General features: G+C 62.5%; 15 protein-coding genes, 1 tRNA gene and 1 pseudogene. 5 read left to right on the forward strand and 12 right to left on the reverse strand.

Annotated elements, in window-relative coordinates; genetic code table 11:
• The first annotated feature begins 1 nt into the window (after window position 1).
• A complete protein-coding gene (gene pcaG, locus L0U84_RS33720; RefSeq protein ID WP_233856337.1) occupies window positions 2-589 on the forward strand; it encodes a protocatechuate 3,4-dioxygenase subunit alpha in 588 nt (195 codons plus the stop codon).
• A gap of 96 nt (window positions 590-685) precedes the next feature.
• Here pcaG and L0U84_RS33725 read toward each other — a convergent pair whose 3' ends face one another.
• Entirely contained in the window at window positions 686-952 is a 267-nt protein-coding gene (locus L0U84_RS33725) for an H-NS histone family protein (protein ID WP_233856338.1), read from the reverse strand.
• Between the two features lie 477 nt (window positions 953-1,429).
• On the opposite strand from L0U84_RS33725, the gene L0U84_RS33730 reads away from it, so the two are divergent.
• Window positions 1,430-2,068: a LysE family translocator gene (locus tag L0U84_RS33730; protein ID WP_233856339.1), complete on the forward strand. Its 639-nt coding sequence runs from the start codon at window positions 1,430-1,432 to the stop codon at window positions 2,066-2,068.
• Window positions 2,069-2,149: 81 nt separating this feature from the next.
• On the opposite strand, the gene L0U84_RS33735 is transcribed toward L0U84_RS33730, so the two are convergent.
• A complete protein-coding gene (locus L0U84_RS33735; RefSeq protein ID WP_233856340.1) occupies window positions 2,150-3,784 on the reverse strand; it encodes an acyl-CoA synthetase in 1,635 nt (544 codons plus the stop codon).
• A 183-nt stretch (window positions 3,785-3,967) separates the two neighbouring features.
• On the opposite strand from L0U84_RS33735, the gene L0U84_RS33740 reads away from it, so the two are divergent.
• Entirely contained in the window at window positions 3,968-4,708 is a 741-nt protein-coding gene (locus tag L0U84_RS33740) for a Crp/Fnr family transcriptional regulator (RefSeq protein ID WP_233856341.1), read from the forward strand.
• A gap of 18 nt (window positions 4,709-4,726) precedes the next feature.
• On the opposite strand, the gene L0U84_RS33745 is transcribed toward L0U84_RS33740, so the two are convergent.
• Window positions 4,727-5,083 carry a transposase gene (locus tag L0U84_RS33745; protein WP_233856342.1) on the reverse strand — a complete coding sequence of 119 codons (357 nt, stop codon included), beginning with the start codon at window positions 5,081-5,083 and terminating at the stop codon, window positions 4,727-4,729.
• Window positions 5,084-5,205: 122 nt separating this feature from the next.
• On the opposite strand from L0U84_RS33745, the pseudogene L0U84_RS33750 reads away from it, so the two are divergent.
• Window positions 5,206-5,441: pseudogene (locus L0U84_RS33750) on the forward strand (porin); the annotation flags it as partial.
• A gap of 156 nt (window positions 5,442-5,597) precedes the next feature.
• Here L0U84_RS33750 and L0U84_RS33755 read toward each other — a convergent pair.
• From L0U84_RS33755 to L0U84_RS33790, 8 genes are all read right to left on the reverse strand, one after another.
• The gene (locus tag L0U84_RS33755) at window positions 5,598-6,740 is read right to left on the reverse strand and encodes a porin (RefSeq protein WP_233856343.1); all 1,143 of its coding nucleotides are present in this window, start codon (window positions 6,738-6,740) and stop codon (window positions 5,598-5,600) included.
• 1,260 nt (window positions 6,741-8,000) lie between these two features.
• Window positions 8,001-8,207 (reverse strand): hypothetical protein, encoded by a 207-nt coding sequence (locus L0U84_RS33760; protein ID WP_233856344.1) that lies wholly within the window; start codon window positions 8,205-8,207, stop codon window positions 8,001-8,003.
• A 206-nt stretch (window positions 8,208-8,413) separates the two neighbouring features.
• Window positions 8,414-8,501, reverse strand: a tRNA-Ile gene (locus tag L0U84_RS33765).
• 153 nt (window positions 8,502-8,654) lie between these two features.
• Complete coding sequence (gene rpoD / locus L0U84_RS33770) at window positions 8,655-11,045, reverse strand: RNA polymerase sigma factor RpoD (RefSeq protein ID WP_233856345.1); 2,391 nt, start codon at window positions 11,043-11,045, stop codon at window positions 8,655-8,657.
• Between the two features lie 95 nt (window positions 11,046-11,140).
• Window positions 11,141-13,012 (reverse strand): DNA primase, encoded by a 1,872-nt coding sequence (gene dnaG, locus L0U84_RS33775; protein ID WP_233856937.1) that lies wholly within the window; start codon window positions 13,010-13,012, stop codon window positions 11,141-11,143.
• A gap of 119 nt (window positions 13,013-13,131) precedes the next feature.
• Complete coding sequence (locus tag L0U84_RS33780) at window positions 13,132-13,578, reverse strand: GatB/YqeY domain-containing protein (RefSeq protein WP_129962535.1); 447 nt, start codon at window positions 13,576-13,578, stop codon at window positions 13,132-13,134.
• Between the two features lie 239 nt (window positions 13,579-13,817).
• Window positions 13,818-14,030 (reverse strand): 30S ribosomal protein S21, encoded by a 213-nt coding sequence (rpsU, locus tag L0U84_RS33785; RefSeq protein WP_008919901.1) that lies wholly within the window; start codon window positions 14,028-14,030, stop codon window positions 13,818-13,820.
• Window positions 14,031-14,098: 68 nt separating this feature from the next.
• Entirely contained in the window at window positions 14,099-15,316 is a 1,218-nt protein-coding gene (locus L0U84_RS33790) for an NAD(P)/FAD-dependent oxidoreductase (protein WP_233856346.1), read from the reverse strand.
• A gap of 145 nt (window positions 15,317-15,461) precedes the next feature.
• Between L0U84_RS33790 and tsaD the strand changes: the two genes are divergently transcribed.
• The gene (tsaD, locus tag L0U84_RS33795) at window positions 15,462-16,490 is read left to right on the forward strand and encodes a tRNA (adenosine(37)-N6)-threonylcarbamoyltransferase complex transferase subunit TsaD (protein ID WP_233856347.1); all 1,029 of its coding nucleotides are present in this window, start codon (window positions 15,462-15,464) and stop codon (window positions 16,488-16,490) included.
• A gap of 95 nt (window positions 16,491-16,585) precedes the next feature.
• Here tsaD and folE2 read toward each other — a convergent pair whose 3' ends face one another.
• Entirely contained in the window at window positions 16,586-17,392 is an 807-nt protein-coding gene (gene folE2 / locus L0U84_RS33800; RefSeq protein WP_233856348.1) for a GTP cyclohydrolase FolE2, read from the reverse strand.
• Between the last annotated feature and the right edge of the window lie 229 nt (window positions 17,393-17,621).

Raw genomic sequence — 17,621 nt, forward strand, 5'->3', positions numbered from 1 at the left:
CATGACGACCTTCCAGCAAACGCCTTCGCAAACCGTTGGTCCGTACTTCGCCTACGGTCTTTGCCCGCAGCAATACGATTTCGACTACAAGAGCCTGTTCACGAACGTTCTGGCGGACATGGAAGCGGCCGGCGAGCACATCACGATCGTCGGTCAGGTGTTCGACGGCGACGGCAAGGTGGTCGGCGACGCGATGATCGAGATGTCGCAAGTGGACTCGAACGGCCACTATCCGGAATCGCGCGAGGAAATCCTGAAGACCGGCTTTCACGGCTTTGCACGTGTCGGCACCGGTACGGATCCGCATAAGCGGTTCATCGTCGAGACGGTGAAGCCGGGCCGCGCGAACCCCGACGAAGCGCCGCACATCGAGGTGATCCTGACGATGCGCGGCATGCTGCTGCACACGTTCACACGCATCTATTTCGAGGACGAAGCACAGACGAACGAGCAGGACGCCGTGCTGGCGTCGGTTCCGGCCGAGCGCCGCGGCACGTTGATCGCGCGCCGCGTTGCCGGCACGGCCAACGTATATCGCTTCGACATCCACATGCAGGGCGATCAGGAAACCGTGTTTTTCGACCTGTGATGGGCGATTCGTCGCGAAACGCCGAGCAGTAAAGATCGAGCCCGCCTTGCGCGGGCTTTTTTTCGCACGGGCGGTTCGCGGCGCGCCTGCGCGCGCTCAGCAGCGGAAATGATCGATGCTTTGTCCGGCGTGAATCGCGCGCGCGAGCCACGTTGGTTTATCGCCGCGGCCGTCCCACGTGTTACCGAACGCGTCGCGATACTGCACCGCGGCCACCGCGTTCGCATCCGCTTCGAGCGATTCGGCCAGCGCTTCGAGTGTGATGTTGTGGTCGTCCATGCGCCGGCGGATCCACGCGATCATGCGCTCGCGCAGGTTCTCGTCGCGTTCGAACAGGCGTTGTTGTGATTCTCGGTCTTTCATAACGTAATGGTGTCGCAGCTCTTGCTGGCATTAGACAAACTGGCAACTCGCATGACAACGCGAGGCTCTTGCGTAATTCAATTTGAACGGAAGCAATTCGACGAATTCACGCGATCCTTGCAAATGCGTGAAAACCCGCATTTGCAATGCGATACCTGTCAAATCCCTGAATTAAAGCGCCTGAGTTGAGGCGCTGAGATCAAGCGAATCGGCTACTCGAAGAATCGACGTGGCTGGAATTGCGCCCGTGTTTCGCCTGATGTGTCGCCTCGTTGTGACTGAGGGAACTTCAGCGTATGGAAAGTCATTCTAGCATTCGATGCATTTTGGTCGCAGCAAAGAAGTTTTTCTAATTGTACTGATTGCGGGACTTCCGACTTTTCGGTATCCGTGGCGGCCGCCGCGCGATTGGCGGACAATGCGGGCTCGGTATTCGCCAGGACTTCTGGCATCTGCCCGACACAAGGAGACTCCACCATGCCCGCCTCGACCGCCATCCTCACGATTCTCGCCGCGCTGCTGTTGGGCGCGATGAGTCCGGGGCCCAGCTTCGTCATCGTCGCGCGCAACGCGATCGGCCTGTCGCGCGGCGACGGTCTCGCGACGGCGCTCGGCATGGGTATCGGCGGCGTGTTTTTTAGCGGCATCGCGCTGCTCGGGCTGTACACGCTGCTCGCGACGGTCGAATGGCTCTACGTCGGGCTGAAAGTGGCCGGCGGCGTCTACCTGGTCTATCTGGCGTCGAAAATCTGGCGCGGCGCCGCGAAGCCGCTCGCGTTCAGCGAAACCCAAACCGGCAGCGGAGGCAATCCGCGCAAGTCGTTCTGGATCGGCTTGAGCACGCAACTCAGCAATCCGAAAACGGCCGTCTACTACGGCAGTATCTTCGCCGCGCTGCTGCCGCAGCATCCGCCGGTGTGGTGTTATTTCGCGCTGCCGCCGGCGATCTTCGCGATCGAAGCGGGCTGGTACACGATCGTCGCACTGTGCTTTTCGAGCCAACGGCCGCGCGAAATCTATCTGCGCTGGAAGGCGTGGATCGATCGCATCGCCGCGAGCGCGGTGACCGCGCTGGGCTTGCGGCTGATTCTGAACGCGCACAAGGTGGGGATTTGACGGCAACGCGAAGCGGTGCGCACCGTCGTGTCTCGATGCGCATCACTCGCGCCACGCTGAAACAGCGCTAATCGCGGCGCGTTACCCTTTCCCCTCCGCCTTGATCCGCGCGCGCAACTCGAACTTCTGGATCTTCCCCGTCGACGTCTTCGGCAACTCGCCAAAGCGCACTGCCTTCGGCAACTTGTAGCCGGCGAGAAACAGCCGGCAGTGCGCGATGATTTCTTCCTCGGTCGCCTGCGCGCCTTCCTTCAGCTCGATGAATGCGCACGGCACCTCGCCCCATTTCGGATCGGCCATCGCGACCACCGCCGCCACCGACACCGCCGGATGCCGGTACAGCGTGTCCTCGACCTCGATGCTCGAAATGTTCTCGCCGCCCGAAATGATGATGTCCTTGCTGCGGTCCCGGATGCGGATATAGCCATCAGCCGTGCGCACGCCGAGATCGCCGGTATGGAACCAGCCGCCCTTGAAAGCCGCGTCGGTCGCGCGCTCGTTCTTCAGATAGCCCTTCATGCAGATATTGCCGCGGAACATGATCTCGCCGATCGTTTCGCCGTCGTCCGGCACCGGTGCGAGCGTGTCCGCATCGAGCACCGCGACCGCCGCCTGCAGGTGATAACGCACGCCCTGGCGCGCAGTCAGGTCGGCGCTGATCTGATCATCGAGTGTGTCCCATTCCTCCTGCTTCGCGCAGACGGCCGCCGGCCCGTAGGTTTCGGTGAGCCCGTACACGTGCGTCAGATCGAAGCCGATCTGCTTCATCTTCGCGATCACCGCGGGCGGCGGCGCGGCGCCCGCGACCATCGTCGACACGCGATGCGCGATGCCCTCGCGCCATTCGGCCGGCGCATTCGCGAGCGAACTCTGCACGATCGGCGCGCCGCAGTAGTGCGTGATGCGCTCGCGGCGAATCAGCTCGAACACGGTTTTCGCGTCGAACTTGCGCAGACAGACGTTGACGCCCGCGCGCGCCGCCACGGTCCATGGAAAGCACCAGCCGTTGCAGTGAAACATCGGCAGCGTCCACAGATAGATAGCGTGCTTCGGCATGTCCCATTCGAGAATGTTGCTCAGCGCGTTCAGATATGCGCCACGGTGATGGTAGACGACGCCCTTCGGGTCGCCGGTCGTGCCCGATGTGTAGTTCAGCGCGATCGCATCCCATTCGTCGGCGGGTGGGGTCCACGCGAAGGACGGGTCGCCGGTTTGCAGGAACTGCTCGTAGTCCGTCGCGCGAACGAATTGCGCAGGGTCGGCGGGTTGCGCATCGGCCACACTGATCACGCGCAGATCCGGAAATTCAAGCGCCGCGCGATGCGCGAACTCGCCGTACTCGGTATCGACGATCAGCGCCTTCGCTTCACCGTGACGCAGCATGAACAGCAGCGTCGGGACGTCGAGCCGCGTGTTCAGCGTATTCAGCACCGCGCCGGCCATTGGTACGCCGAAGTGCGCCTCGACCATCGGCGGGATGTTCGGCAGCAACGCGGCGACCGTGTCGCCGCGGCCGATGCCGGCCTCGCGCAGCGCACTAGCGAGCCGCCGCGCGCGCTCGTACGTCTCGCGCCAGTTACGACGAATCTCCCCGTGTACGATCGCGAGCCGCTCGCCATACACTTGCGCTGCGCGCACGAGGAAATCGATCGGCGTCAACGGGACATAATTGGCCTCGCGCCGCCCGAGGCCTTCGTCGAACATGTGCTGTGTCATTGCTTCGTCTCCTGAGGCGCGAGCCGCGCCGCCGATTGTTGTGATCGTGTTCTGATGGAAGAATCAGGACCTAGCCTAACAATTGTCGTCATGAACTGTCTGTCATTCAAATGACAGAGTGGCGCGGCTCGCGCCCCGCCTTGATCTGGCTCAGCCGGAACCGCTTTAAGCCGCTTATCGCCGATGACCGACGCTCCGCTCTCTGACCGCGCCGACACCCGCTCGCCCCAACGTGTCGCGCCCGCCGACCTCGCGCGGCTGTTCGTCACGTGCGCGTGGTTTCGCGCGCTCGCCGCCGATCATCAGGCGATGGTGCTCGCCAGCGCGCACGCCGAGCACTTTGAAGGCGGCGCGTGGATCGCGCGCCGCCAGCAACCGTCCGACTATTGGATCGGCGTGCACTCGGGACTCATCAAGCTCGCTATCTACAACGCGTCGGGCCGCAGCTGCACGCTGTCGGGCGTGCCTCCAGGCGGCTGGTTCGGCGAAGGCAGCGTGATCAAGCGCGAATTGCGCAAGTACGACGTGGCCGCAATCCAGCCGTCGCTCGTGATGTTCGTGCCGTCCGCGACCTTCCATGCGCTGCTCGAGTCGAGCCTGCCGTTCACGGGCTTCGTGATCCGGCAGTTGAACAACCGCATGGGGGAATTCATCGCGTCGATTCAGAACAGCCGGCTGCTCGACGTGGACGCGCGCGTCGCGCAATCGCTCGCGCAGCTGTTCAACCCGGATCTGTATCCGGACACGGGCCGCACACTGGCGATTTCGCAGGAAGAAGTCGGCCTGCTTGCGGGGGTGTCGCGGCAGCGCATCAATCAGGCGCTGCAGAACCTCGAGAAGCTGCGGATTTTGCGGCTGTCGTATAACCAGATCGAGGTGCTCGATCTCGAGCGGCTAGGTGCGTACGGGCGAGAACAGATCTAGCGGCGCCACCGGCCCGCGCTATCCGGCGCGCACGCCGCCCTTGCGCGTTGCGCGCGTTTCGACAGCGTCGTCGGTCTTGAACAGCGAGAGCATGATTGCGGTCATCACGCCCGATTTTTTCCAGCGCAGATAGTAGCGATGCGCGGTCTGGTACGGCACGTAGTGCCCGGGCATCGCGCTCCACGGCGCGCGCGTGTGGAGTACCCACATCACGCTATCGAGAACGTGACGAATATCGATTGGCGGACGCCCCCTGCGCGGCCCGTCGTCGTGCAGCGTTTCAGGCAACAGCGGCGCAACCCGCTGCCATTGCTCGTCGGTCAGTTCCTGAACGACTGGCCACGTCGCGACGGATTTGGAAGATGGACTATTCATACGTGAAAGGGCACGCGTGAAACGCGTGCTGGCGTCGCTTCGAAAGTAGTGTCAATACGTCGGCTCGTTCGAGACTACTCGAAGCGCGGCTCGGAGAAAGTCAACTTTTGTCATATGGGTGACAGGCCACGCGTGCGTTGACGCTGACGGGCGCCGCCATGTCCACGCGGCGATAGGCTCCGGCCAGCTCGGCAGCGGCGATCGCTGCACGTTCGTCGCACTGGCCGAGTACGCGCGGTCGAAGCGCACCGAGATGTACGACACCGTCGATTTCGACTAGATGTCGGGCGCGGCCTCGGTCGAACTGCCGGGCCGCGACAACCAGACCGGCGTTGCGCTCGGTCTGCGGGCGATTTTCTGGATCGTTCCACATCGTCATGGCAAAACGGGCATCCCAAGGGACGCCCGTTTTCTTCGCCTCGCGTACGGAAACCGGCTTACCGGTCTGCCGCGCGCATAAAAAAAGGTGCCGCGAACGGCACCTTTTCGTACTACAGGCAGCTTCTGCTGAAGCTTAGAAGCGGTGACGCAGACCGACCGTAGCAGCCGTCTGGTTCTTCGACGACGAGGTCGGAACCGTGTTGTCGCCGCTGTAGATCGAAGCCACGCCGCCGTCGCCCATTGCGTGCTGGTACACAGCCTGAGCGTAGACGTCGGTGCGACGCGACAGCGAGTAGTCAGCCTGCAGGCCGATCTGGTGGTAACGGGTCTTCATGTCGTTACCGTCGGCGTTGATGCCGTAGCCGCTTGCGTCGGTGAACGTGTACGCGATGCCGAGAGCCATCGCCGGGGTCACGTTGTACTTGCCGTTGATTTCATAGTTGTTGGTATGGCCTTGACGCTGACCAGCTGCTGCACCAACCAGATTGTCGACGCGCGATTGCGTCCAGGCCACGCCGACCAGCGCCGGGCCGAAGCCGTACGAAGCGCCTGCGCCGAACTGACGCTGACGGAAGTTGCCGGTCAGAACGCCCGAGGTGTTCGCCAGAACGCCGTCCGACGCGCCGCTCGTGTTAGCAGCCGGGTTGTTTTGCTGAACGTAGGCAGCACCGAGGTGCAGGCCTTGCCACTGGTACGCGGCGCCCAAGCTGTACTGACGGTTGTTTGCGAAGCCGCCAGCCTGGTTCGAGAAGCCGTACGTGCCGCCGAACGTGAAGCCAGCGTAGTTAGCGCTCGAGTACTTGACCGAGTTGTTGACCGACAGACCACCGTTGGTGTTCAGGTTGTCGTTGTTGAACGGGTGCGCGAAGTACGTGCCGCCCCAGCTGCCCGTTGCGGTCAGCGGCGCGAGGTAGTCCTGCGATGCGTCGTACTGGCGACCCAGCGTGACCGTACCGAATTGCGAGCTCGACAGACCGACGAACGCCTGACGGTTGAACATGCCGTTGTTGTTAGCGAACTTGCCGTTGTTGATGTTGAAGCCGCTTTCCAACGTGAAAATTGCCTTCAGACCGTTGCCCAGATCTTCCGAGCCACGCAGGCCGAACATGCTCTGGTTGATGCCGCCGCTACCTGCTGCCCACTTGGAGCTGCCTGCAACGTTGCTGGTGTACGTCAGACCTGCGTCGAGCAGACCGTACAGGGTCACGCTGCTTTGTGCGTGAGCAACCGAAGCGAACGATGCGGCAGCCGCAACGACGATGAGACTCTTTTTCATGGGAACTCCAATTCGAAAAATTTAGACGGGGAGCAGGACCTGCCTCAGCAGCCGATGCATCGCATCTGCCACCGCCCGCGTGGCCGAACCGTTGGGATCGACCGGGCACCCTTGAAGCGAAGCGTGAGTGTAGGGGGACACCCTGGTAGCGGCGCCGACAATTCACGCAACAGGATTTTTCGAAATTCGCAACAATGCTGGAGCCGATGGGTATAACTTCTTGTTTTTACAACGTTTATTGCAAGATCCAAGTGCCGGATCACCATCTCCATCCAAAACGAATTTGCAACGTGTCAATATTCAAAGTTGTGCGTTTGCAACAGTGATTTAATACGCCTGACGTAATCGGGTCGGAGCAAATTGACGAAAAGACTGTCGATATTTTTTGTAATCGAACGGTTGAAGTGATGGTTTTGCGCGTCGCTTGAAATTTATTTTTCGATCGCCGGAACTTAATTGAGTTAATGCAGTCTTTTCTCGCGCGTCCGGCAATTAATCATTTCCCGTGACGCGATTAGCTTGTCGAGTGATTAAGACGGTTTATTCGCCTAATCTCTATTGGCCGACGCAAGCGATCGCTGCCGCCACCAGGCAGCACAATGGTCCTAGCCTTCCGTTCCGAATCAGCATTCGCTATTGAGATACCGCCATTGCGGCGATCTTCTGAGTTCTCGATTTATCGAGCACCTCGCTCACTTCTTTATTAGATGCGCACGCGGCTCGAAGAAGCCTTTAGCGCAGACGTTGCCCGGAGATGAATTGCGGCGCCGACCGCCGCGTGACAAGTCCCGTGCCGAAAGCGGGCGGCATGTATCAACAAAGCTTCCCAAGTCAATTAATGGCGAGGCTGCGCCCGGGTTCCCACGGAGTTTCCCTGATTACGCGTGATCGCTCCTTATGAGTTTCGTGGGACGCGCTTGAGCGCCCCCTCGTCTTCGGGTGAGAAATCCGGCGCAAGCGGGTCGGCATCGGTAACGGGCGCGGCTCGCCGTCGGGTTCGTCGAGCGGCTCATGAGGAGGCGCTGCGGGATTGGTGGTTGGGTCGGTTTGCATGACGGCCTCCAGGCGGGGGTGGAAAGGTCTCCCCGCCCTCGAGGCGTAACGGCTATTCCTGGGCTCGCTGGCGGCCCTTGACGAACGGCGAGGCGAGCGCCGCTTCCAGCCACCCGAACGTGCCAGCGCCTCGAGTCGCAGATCGCCCCCGCGACGCCGCTGAAGAAGTTACGCCGACGCGAAACGGAATTTGCAACGCCCGACGGCTCAGTGACGCCCCAGGCGCGAGTCCGCCGCATCATCGGACGATGCCGCGAGGAACGGCTCCAGCCCGAATAGCCATGCGAAGCAGAATGCGATCCGCGTCAGCGCTCGCACCGGAGGCTGCGGCAGGGCTTCGTTGGCATCGTCGAGCGACGCGCCTGGCAGGGGTTGTGGCTGGGCTAGCTCAGCAGCGGTGTGGTCGGTTCGCATGATAGTTCTCGTTATTAGATGGGGTGTGGAAGCCGACCTACAGCAAACGACATGCCGCTGTGGCGAAAAGATTCCGTCCCGACTTGAAACGAGAGTACTGGCGCGAGGGCGCCCATTCTGTGCGCTGGGCCGCCCAGTTGAGGCAGCTTGCGGTCGCCCAAAAAACAAAAAGGGTTCCGGAATTCGGAACCCTTTCTTCGATACTTTGGTGGGCCGGGTGGGGTTCGAACCCACGATGTCCTTTCGGAGGTGGATTATGAGTCCACTGCCTGCAACCAACACGGCGTCCAGCCCAAGAAAAAAGACCCGGTCGTGAAGGCCGGGCCCGTTTCGTCGATTGGCCGACATACTACACGAAAAAGGGGCCTCCGCAACCGCTTCGCTTCTGCGAAACGACCGGGAGGCCCCTTTGATCGCATCATTTGCGGCCAGCCGCGGCCGCCGCGGTCAATTCCCCTCGAGGAACGACTTCAGCTTGTCCGAACGGCTCGGATGACGCAGCTTGCGCAGCGCCTTCGCCTCGATCTGACGAATCCGCTCGCGCGTCACGTCGAACTGCTTGCCGACTTCTTCGAGCGTGTGATCGGTGCTCATCTCGATACCGAATCGCATGCGCAACACCTTCGCTTCGCGCGGCGTCAGCGAGTCGAGCACGTCCTTCACGACGTCGCGCATGCTCGCATGCAACGCCGCATCCGCCGGGGCGACCGTGTTCGTGTCTTCGATGAAGTCGCCCAGATGGGAATCGTCGTCGTCGCCGATCGGCGTTTCCATCGAGATCGGCTCCTTCGCGATCTTCATGATCTTGCGGATCTTGTCTTCCGGCATTTCCATCTTCTCGGCCAGGGTTGCCGGATCCGGCTCGAGACCGGTTTCCTGCAGGATCTGACGCGAGATGCGGTTCATCTTGTTGATCGTTTCGATCATGTGCACCGGAATCCGGATCGTGCGCGCCTGGTCGGCGATCGAACGCGTAATGGCCTGGCGAATCCACCACGTCGCATACGTGGAGAACTTGTAGCCGCGACGGTATTCGAACTTGTCCACCGCCTTCATCAGACCGATGTTGCCTTCCTGAATCAGGTCGAGGAACTGCAGACCGCGGTTCGTGTACTTCTTCGCAATCGAGATCACGAGACGCAGGTTCGCCTCGGTCATCTCGCGCTTTGCCTGGCGCGCCTTCAGTTCGCCGGCCGCCATCTGACGGTTGGTTTCCTTCAGGTCCTTCAGCGGCAGCACCACGCGCGCCTGCAGATCGAGCAGACGTTGCTGCTGTTCGCGGATCGCCGGAATGTTGCGCGTGAGGATCGCGCTATACGCATGCCCCTCGGCGACGATCTTGTCGGCCCATTCGAGGTCCGTCTCGCTGCCCGGGAAACGCGCGATGAATTCCGCGCGCGGCATGCCGCACTTGTCGACGACCGTATGCAGGATCTGACGCTCGACCTGGCGCACTTCATCCACCTGCGCACGCAAGGTGTCGCACAGACGCTCGACGGTGCGCGCGGTGAAGCGGATCGTCATCAGCTCGTTCTGGATGGTTTCCTGCGCCTTCAGGTAGGACTTGGACTTGTAACCTTCCTTCTCGAACGCGCGACGCATCTTGTCGAACCATTCGCTGATCGATGCGAATTTTTCGAGCGACGCGCGCCGTAGCGCTTCGAGCTGCGCCGCGTTGGCGGTGGCTTGCGCCGCGCCATCGTCTTCTTCCTCGTCCTCTTCGTCCTCTTCCTCGGCTTCCTCGTCTTCGTTCTCGATCGCCTCCGCTTCCTGCGCGGAGAAGCCGTCGGCGTCTTCCGCGTCGGCGTCGATCAGACCGTCGACGAGTTCGTCGATGCGAATCTCGTCGTTGGCGACGCGCTCGGCCATCGCGAGGATGTCGGCGATCGTGGTCGGGCACGCGGAGATGGCCATCACCATGTGCTTCAAGCCGTCTTCGATGCGCTTGGCGATTTCGATTTCGCCTTCGCGCGTGAGCAGCTCGACCGTGCCCATTTCGCGCATGTACATACGCACGGGATCGGTGGTGCGGCCAAATTCGGAATCGACGGTGGACAGTGCGACTTCGGCTTCCTCTTCGACTTCATCGTCTGACGAAGCCGCGGGCGCGTTGTCGTTGAGCAGCAGCGTCTCGGCGTCTGGGGCCTGTTCGTAGACCGCGACGCCCATGTCGTTGAACGTGCTGATGATGCCTTCGATCGCCTCGGTCTCGGTGAAGTTGTCCGGCAGGTGATCGTTGATTTCAGCGTACGTGAGGAAGCCGCGTTCCTTGCCGAGCTTGATCAGCGCGCGCAACTTCGAGCGACGCTCTTCGAGTTCCTCCACCGTGCCCGGCTGAGACGACGCGAACGCATCCTTCAGCAGCGCTTTTTCCTTGGCACGACGGTCGCGAGCCTTGACCTTTTCCACCTTGCCCGGCGCGGCGGCAGCGGTTTCTTCGGTCTGGGTTGCATCGTCATCGACGGGTACTTCATTCAGCTTTTTCGTCATGGAGTTCGCCGTACCGGCTGTAGTCTCGACCCCCGGCTGTTGGACAACAGCCGGATGAACCGTGGATACTGAAGTCACGCGCGCTGCCGAATCGTCCTCAACGGCAGCCGCTTCCCTGGCGCTTCTGATACCCGCCCGCTTGACAGCCGGCGGTGCTACAGCTTTCGCCGCCCGAACCGGTGCGGCCTGCGCGGCCGCAGTGGTCGACGACTTCTTCCCGGCAGCCGGTGCAACACTAACGGCAGACGTTCTTCTGGCGGATGCAGTCAGCTTGGCTTCGGTAACTTTTCCGGTGCGCTCTTTGGCGCGTGAGCCTGTTGCCTGATTTCCGCCTGTCGTCTTTGCCATCGCATCGCCTTTCGCCTTTGCTAGGAAGGAAAACCCTTGAAAAAACAAACCGCTAGAAACTTTTGATTATACCACCCGAGGTTTTGGCCCCTCCGCTACAGGCCGAGTTGACGCTTCATGTCGGCCCGCTTCCGGTTGAGCTCCGAAAACTCGGCAAATTCTTCCGGCGTATGCCGGGACTGTCGCGAAAGCTGCTCGAGACGATCGCAATAAGCGTCGTATCGCATCTTCAAAATCGCGGCCTTCAGCTCCTCGCCGACAATTCGTTCCTGCTCGCGCCGTTCCTCGATGACGGCCGCGTCCTGCGGGTCTTTCAGCAGCAAATCCCGGACGTTTTCATCATAGTCTAGAATTTTGCGAAAGATTTCCTCGAAAGTTGGGGCGTTCGCGCCATTTCGCAAGAGATCGGACAACAACTGGAACGCCGCCGAATCGCCGAGGGCGCGCGCGTGCGTCGTCACTTCGGCGAACAATTCGCCGTGCCGGGTCACGGTGAGCAGCGCCTCTTCGGCCTCCTCGTCGAGCATGGCGACCGTGCGCGGATACATCACCAGATTGCGCAGCGTCTTTTCCTCGATGCCGGTGACGCTGCGCCGGTCTTTGCGTGCCGGAGCCTCGCGCGCCGCGGCCGCGATCCGCGCGTCGACCTCGCACAGCGCCGCGACTTCGCTGAACGGCACGTCGAGCCGGTCCGCGAACATATGCATGATCTGTGCGCGCAGCGCATTGGCCGGCAGTGCCTGCAGCAGCGGTTTCGCGTCGAACAGCGCGCGGGCCCGGCCTTCGGGCTGATCGAGCTCCTTGCCGGTCAGCACCTCGTTGAGCATGAATTGCGACAGCGGCATCGCCCGTTCGACCTGCTCGGCGAAAGCCTCGGTGCCGAACTCGCGCACGTAACTGTCGGGATCGTGCTCGGTCGGCAGAAACAGGAAACGGATCGTCCGGTTGTCGGCGGCATGCGGCAGGCACGCATCCAGCGCGCGGCGCGCCGCGCGCCGGCCGGCCGCGTCGCCGTCGAAACTGAAGATGACCGTGTCGGTCTGGCGCATCAGTTTCTGCACATGAATCGGCGTGCAAGCGGTTCCGAGAGTCGCGACCGCGTTCTGGAAGCCCAATTGGGCCAGCGCAACCACGTCCATATAGCCTTCGACGACCAGCACGTAATGCTGCTCTCGAATCGCAAGACGCGCCTCGAACAGCCCGTACAGCTCGCTGCCCTTGTTAAATAGCGGCGTTTCGGGCGAATTCAAATACTTTGGCTCGCCGCCGTCGAGCACGCGGCCGCCGAAGCCGATCACCTGCCCTTTGACGTTGCGGATCGGGAACATGATCCGTTCGCGGAAGCGGTCGTAGCGGCGGTTCTGACCCTGCGCGTCGGCCTTTTCACTGACGATCACGAGACCCGCTTCGACCAGTGCGTCGTCGCGATAATTCGGGAATGCCGCCTCGAGGTTTTGCCAGCCTTCGGGCGCATAGCCGAGACCGAAGCGGGCCGCGATTTCGCCGGTCAGGCCGCGCTTCTTCAGATACTGGATCGCGCCCGGCGCACCGCGCAGCTGCTTACGGTAGTAGTCGCAGGCGGTCTGCATGAGATCGGACAGCGCCGTGGTGACGGCCTTCGATGCCGCCGGCGCGTAGCCGCCAGCCCCGCCACCACCGCCATATCCGGGCGAAGGCTCGTTCGGCACGGTAAGACCCACCGATTGCGCGAGCTCGTTGACCGCTTCGGGAAACGACGCGCCCACGTGTTCCATCAGGAAACCGATGGCCGTGCCATGCGCACCGCAGCCGAAGCAGTGATAAAACTGCTTAGTCGGACTAACCGTAAACGAGGGGCTCTTCTCGTTGTGAAACGGGCACAGCCCCATGAAGTTCGCGCCGCCCTTTTTCAGCTGCACATACCGGCCGACCACGTCGACGATATCGACGCGGTTGAGCAGGTCCTGCAGGAATGACGGTGGGATCACAGTAAATGACGCTGCCTGGAAAGCTTCAAAATCCAAGCCCGGAGTCCGGGCTCGACACCGCGACCGGGCACCGCGCGTCGCCTTCGCGAGGCGCGCGCGACCCGGACAAACCGACAGAGTTACTTCGCGAGCGCAGCCTTGACCTGTGCCGAGACCGCGGTCATGTCGGCCCGGCCGGCCAGCTTCGGCTTCAGTACGCCCATCACCTTGCCCATGTCCTGCGGGCCGGCGGCGCCGGTTTGCGCGACTGCCGCCTGCACTTCGGCAACGATTTCCGCTTCGGACATCTGCTCGGGCATGTACGCGGAAAGAATGGCCAACTCGGCCTTTTCCTTGTCCGCGAGATCCGTGCGTCCGGCGGCCTCGAACTGGCTGATCGAATCCTTGCGCTGCTTGATCATCTTGTCGACGACGGCGGTTATGCCGGCATCGTCGAGCGTGACCCGCTCATCGACTTCACGCTGCTTGATCGCGGCGAGCAGCAGGCGAATCGTACCGAGACGCTCGGTCTCGCGCGCCCGCATGGCAGCTTTCATTTCGTCGTTGATCCGGTCCTTGAGACTCATCACTCACCTGAATTGCGTTGAAAAGTTGAAAAACCGGCCGGTCGACGGCGGCGATACCGGCGCATCAGCACGAAAACCCGCTTGGGACTTCTTCCTCAAGCGGGTTGGCGCAATGTGCGTAGTGGATGCGACCTTGCCGGCTGGCCCGATGGGCCGGGTTTGCCGTGATGACACCTGTCGTGCCGCCATCGGCTTGGATGCTGCCGCGCCGTGCGAAGCGGAGTGCGGCAACATCAGAATCAGTAGAGCTTCTTTGGCAGCATCTGGCCACGCAGACGCTTGAAATGACGTTTCACCGCCGCCGCTTTCTTGCGCTTGCGTTCAGCTGTGGGTTTCTCGTAAAACTCGCGAGCGCGAAGTTCCGTCAGTAAGCCGTTTTTCTCCATGGTGCGCTTGAAACGGCGCATGGCGACTTCGAACGGCTCATTGTCTTTTACGCGGATGGTCGTCATTTTTCAATAACGGAACTTTGTAAAGGTTCAGGAGTATAGCAGAGCTTTCTCACAAAGCCATTGCGCCGTCAAGCCCCCCGGACATAGTCGGCGGCTGCCTCGCCCGCCGCGACACCCGACGCCCAGGCCCACTGGAAGTTGTAGCCGCCAAGCCAGCCTGTCACGTCGACCGCCTCGCCGATGAAGTACAGGCCCGGCACCCGCGCGCTCATCATCGTCGTCGATGACAGACCGCGCGTATCGACACCGCCGCGCGTCACTTCGGCCTTGCGATAACCCTCGGTGCCGTTCGGCGTGAGCGTCCAGCGCGACAGCGCTTCACCGATGCGGCGCAGCGTCTTGTCCGGCAGATCGGCGACGCGGGCCTCCGCGGCCACCTGATGAGTGTCGAGCCACGCATGCGCGAGCCGCTGCGGCACCCATTCCGAGAGCAGATTGGCGATCTGCCGCCTGGTGCCGTTTTTCGCGTCGATGAGGGCGGCCGCGGCGTCGCGCTCCGGCAGCAGATTGATGTGGATCGGCTCGCCCGGCTGCCAGTAGCTCGAGATCTGCAGCACGCCTGGGCCCGACAGGCCGCGGTGCGTGAGCAGCAGATCCTCGGTGAACTCGGTGCCGGTCTTTTTATTTCCAGTCGACAGCTGTACTTCGAGCGACACACCCGACAGCGCCGCGAACGGCTCCCAGTCGGCCGGCGCGAACGTCAGCGGCACCAGCGCGGGGCGCGTGTCGATCAACTTATGGCCGAACTGCTTGGCGATCCGGTATGCGAAATCGGTCGCGCCGATCTTCGGGATCGACAGACCGCCCGTCGCAATCACGAGCGCCCGGACGGCGATTGTGCCGGCCGTCGTGTCGAGCAGGAATCGCCCTTCGGCGTCCTGGCGCACTTCTTCGACGGACAGCGGCGTGCGCCATGCAATCCCACCGGCGTCGCACTCGATCTTCAGCACGTCGATGACAGCGTCGCTCGACTGGTCGCAGAACAGCTGGCCCTTGTGCTTCTCATGCCACGTCACGCGATGCTGCTTCAGCAGCGCCATGAAATCGCGCGGCGTATAGCGCGCGAGCGCCGAGCGGCAAAAATGCGGATTCGCCGACAGATAATTGGCCGGCCCCGCATACAGATTCGTGAAGTTGCAGCGGCCACCGCCGGAAATGCGGATTTTTTCCGCGAGACGTTGCGAGTGGTCGATCAGCGCCACGCGCCGGCCGAGTTGCCCGGCCACGGCCGCGCACATCATGCCGGCCGCGCCCGCGCCGATCACCGCGATATCGAAGGATTCCATGGGGCCGCATTGTACCTGCCGGGCCCTCGGGCCCTGGCCCGCGCTTTGCCGGCCGCCTGCGCCTGCTGGTCCGCGCTGCTATACTTTGAGGCTTACCTTTCACTTTCGGACGCGCGTCGCGCGCGCCCGTCTCAAGCGATTCATCATGCTCGTTCTCGGCATCGAAAGCTCCTGCGACGAAACCGGTCTCGCGCTCTACGACACGGAGCGCGGCCTGCTCGCGCACGCGCTGCATTCGCAGATTGCGATGCATCGGGAGTACGGTGGCGTTGTGCCGGAGCTGGCATCGCGCGACCATATCCGCCGCGCGCTGCCGCTGCTCGAAGAGGTGATGGAGCGCGCCGGCGTCGCGCCCGGCGACATCGACGCGATCGCTTACACGCAAGGGCCTGGGCTCGCGGGCGCGCTGCTGGTGGGCGCGAGCGTCGCCAATTCGCTGGCGATGGCGTGGAACAAGCCGACCGTCGGCATTCACCATCTCGAAGGGCATCTGCTGTCGCCGTTGCTCGTCGACGAGCCACCGCCGTTCCCGTTCGTCGCGCTGCTGGTGTCGGGCGGGCATACGCAATTGATGCGCGTGACGGACGTCGGCGTCTACGAGACGCTCGGCGAAACGCTCGACGACGCCGCCGGCGAAGCCTTCGACAAAACCGCCAAGCTGCTGGGCCTCGGATATCCGGGGGGCCCCGAAGTTTCGCGCATGGCCGAGTTTGGCACCCCCGGCGCGGTCGTGCTGCCGCGCCCGATGCTGCATTCCGGCGACCTCGATTTCAGCTTCAGCGGCCTGAAGACCGCCGTGCTCACGCACGCGAACCGGCTCGGCGGCGCGAACATCTGCGAGCAGGCGAAAGCCGATCTCGCGCGCGGTTTCGTCGATGCGGCCGTCGAAGTGCTGGCCACGAAATCACTCGCGGCGCTCAAGCGCACGAAGCTGAACCGGCTGGTGGTGGCGGGCGGCGTCGGAGCGAACCGGCAGTTGCGCGAAGCGCTGTCGGCCGCCGCGCAAAGGCGCAATTTCTACGTGCACTACCCCGACCTGTCGCTGTGCACTGACAACGGCGCGATGATCGCGCTGGCCGGCGCGCTGCGCCTGCAACGCTGGCCCGAGCAGGCCGGCAACGACTACGCATTCACCGTAAAGCCGCGTTGGGATCTGACTTCGCTCGCGCACTGAGCCAACGCCGCAAGACGATAAAAAAGCCGCTTTTAAAGCGGCTTTTTTGCTTCGATGCTGCCGCAACGAAACGGTGTGGAGCGATGTAGAACGTATCAGGCGAGGCGCTTGTCCCGCTCGATCACCGCGTAAGCGCTGTGGTTGTGAATCGACTCGAAATTCTCGGCTTCGAGCACATACGCGACGATGCGCTCATCGGCGTTCAGACGCTGCGCGACGTCGCGCACGAGGTCCTCGACGAACTTCGGATTTTCATACGCGCGTTCGGTGACGAACTTCTCGTCCGGACGCTTGAGCAGGCCCCACAGTTCGCACGACGCTTCTTCCTCGGCGATACGGATCAACTCTTCCACTGGGACGTCGCCGTTAAGCTCGGCGTCGATCGTCACATGCGAGCGTTGGTTGTGCGCGCCGTATTGCGAAATCTTTTTCGAGCACGGGCACAGGCTCGTGACCGGCACCAGCACCTTCAGGAACAGCCGCGTCGCGCCATTGCGAGTTTCGCCCGTCAGCGTGACTTCATAGTCGAGCAGGCTCTGCACGCCCGACACCGGCGCGGTCTTGTTCACGAAGTACGGAAACGACACTTCGATGCGACCCGCCTCGGCCTCGAGCTTTTCGAGCATAGCCGCGAGCATCGTGCGGAACGTGGCCGGTTCGAGCGGCGCCTTGTTCTCCTCGAGCAGCGCGACGAAGCGCGACATGTGCGTGCCCTTCTGTTCGGCGGGCAGATGCACGTCGAGATTCCACGTGCCGACCGTCGGCCGCACCTCGCCGACGGGCGTACGAACCGTCAACGGATGACGCACGCCCTTCACGCCGACTCGCTGGATCGGAATCTGGCGCGTGTCGGGGGTGCTTTGCACGTCGGGCATCACGAAGGCGGGATTCATCTGATTCATTCTTTTGTCCTTTCTGGAAAGCGCCGGGCTGCGCCAAGGTCTCGCTGCATCCGCGACTATCGCGCAGCGAGTTCGAAGCGCCCAGCGGCCGTGCGGATCAGCGCGCATAACGGCGAACGCCGGCTGCGCCGGCGTTGGGTGACGGGCCGCAACGCCCGTCGGTTCAAACTGGAGATTGCCGAAGCCGCCGTCGCATGACGGCGACATGGGTCGCGCCTACGGCGGCACG

Origin of the sequence: Paraburkholderia sp. HD33-4 (assembly GCF_021390635.1) — a bacterium.
Classification (GTDB): domain Bacteria; phylum Pseudomonadota; class Gammaproteobacteria; order Burkholderiales; family Burkholderiaceae; genus Paraburkholderia.

Bases quoted from the DNA above. Each gene is read 5' to 3' on its own strand.
- L0U84_RS33780 (WP_129962535.1), bottom strand. From the start codon at position 13,578: ATGAGTCTCAAGGACCGGATCAACGACGAAATGAAAGCTGCCATGCGG.
- L0U84_RS33730 (WP_233856339.1), top strand. From the start codon at position 1,430: ATGCCCGCCTCGACCGCCATCCTCACGATTCTCGCCGCGCTGCTGTTG.
- tsaD (WP_233856347.1), top strand. From the start codon at position 15,462: ATGCTCGTTCTCGGCATCGAAAGCTCCTGCGACGAAACCGGTCTCGCG.
- L0U84_RS33740 (WP_233856341.1), top strand. From the start codon at position 3,968: ATGACCGACGCTCCGCTCTCTGACCGCGCCGACACCCGCTCGCCCCAA.
- pcaG (WP_233856337.1), top strand. From the start codon at position 2: ATGACGACCTTCCAGCAAACGCCTTCGCAAACCGTTGGTCCGTACTTC.
- L0U84_RS33755 (WP_233856343.1), bottom strand. From the start codon at position 6,740: ATGAAAAAGAGTCTCATCGTCGTTGCGGCTGCCGCATCGTTCGCTTCG.
- rpoD (WP_233856345.1), bottom strand. From the start codon at position 11,045: ATGGCAAAGACGACAGGCGGAAATCAGGCAACAGGCTCACGCGCCAAA.
- L0U84_RS33760 (WP_233856344.1), bottom strand. From the start codon at position 8,207: ATGCGAACCGACCACACCGCTGCTGAGCTAGCCCAGCCACAACCCCTG.
- L0U84_RS33735 (WP_233856340.1), bottom strand. From the start codon at position 3,784: ATGACACAGCACATGTTCGACGAAGGCCTCGGGCGGCGCGAGGCCAAT.
- folE2 (WP_233856348.1), bottom strand. From the start codon at position 17,392: ATGAATCAGATGAATCCCGCCTTCGTGATGCCCGACGTGCAAAGCACC.
- L0U84_RS33745 (WP_233856342.1), bottom strand. From the start codon at position 5,083: ATGAATAGTCCATCTTCCAAATCCGTCGCGACGTGGCCAGTCGTTCAG.
- rpsU (WP_008919901.1), bottom strand. From the start codon at position 14,030: ATGACGACCATCCGCGTAAAAGACAATGAGCCGTTCGAAGTCGCCATG.
- L0U84_RS33790 (WP_233856346.1), bottom strand. From the start codon at position 15,316: ATGGAATCCTTCGATATCGCGGTGATCGGCGCGGGCGCGGCCGGCATG.
- L0U84_RS33725 (WP_233856338.1), bottom strand. From the start codon at position 952: ATGAAAGACCGAGAATCACAACAACGCCTGTTCGAACGCGACGAGAAC.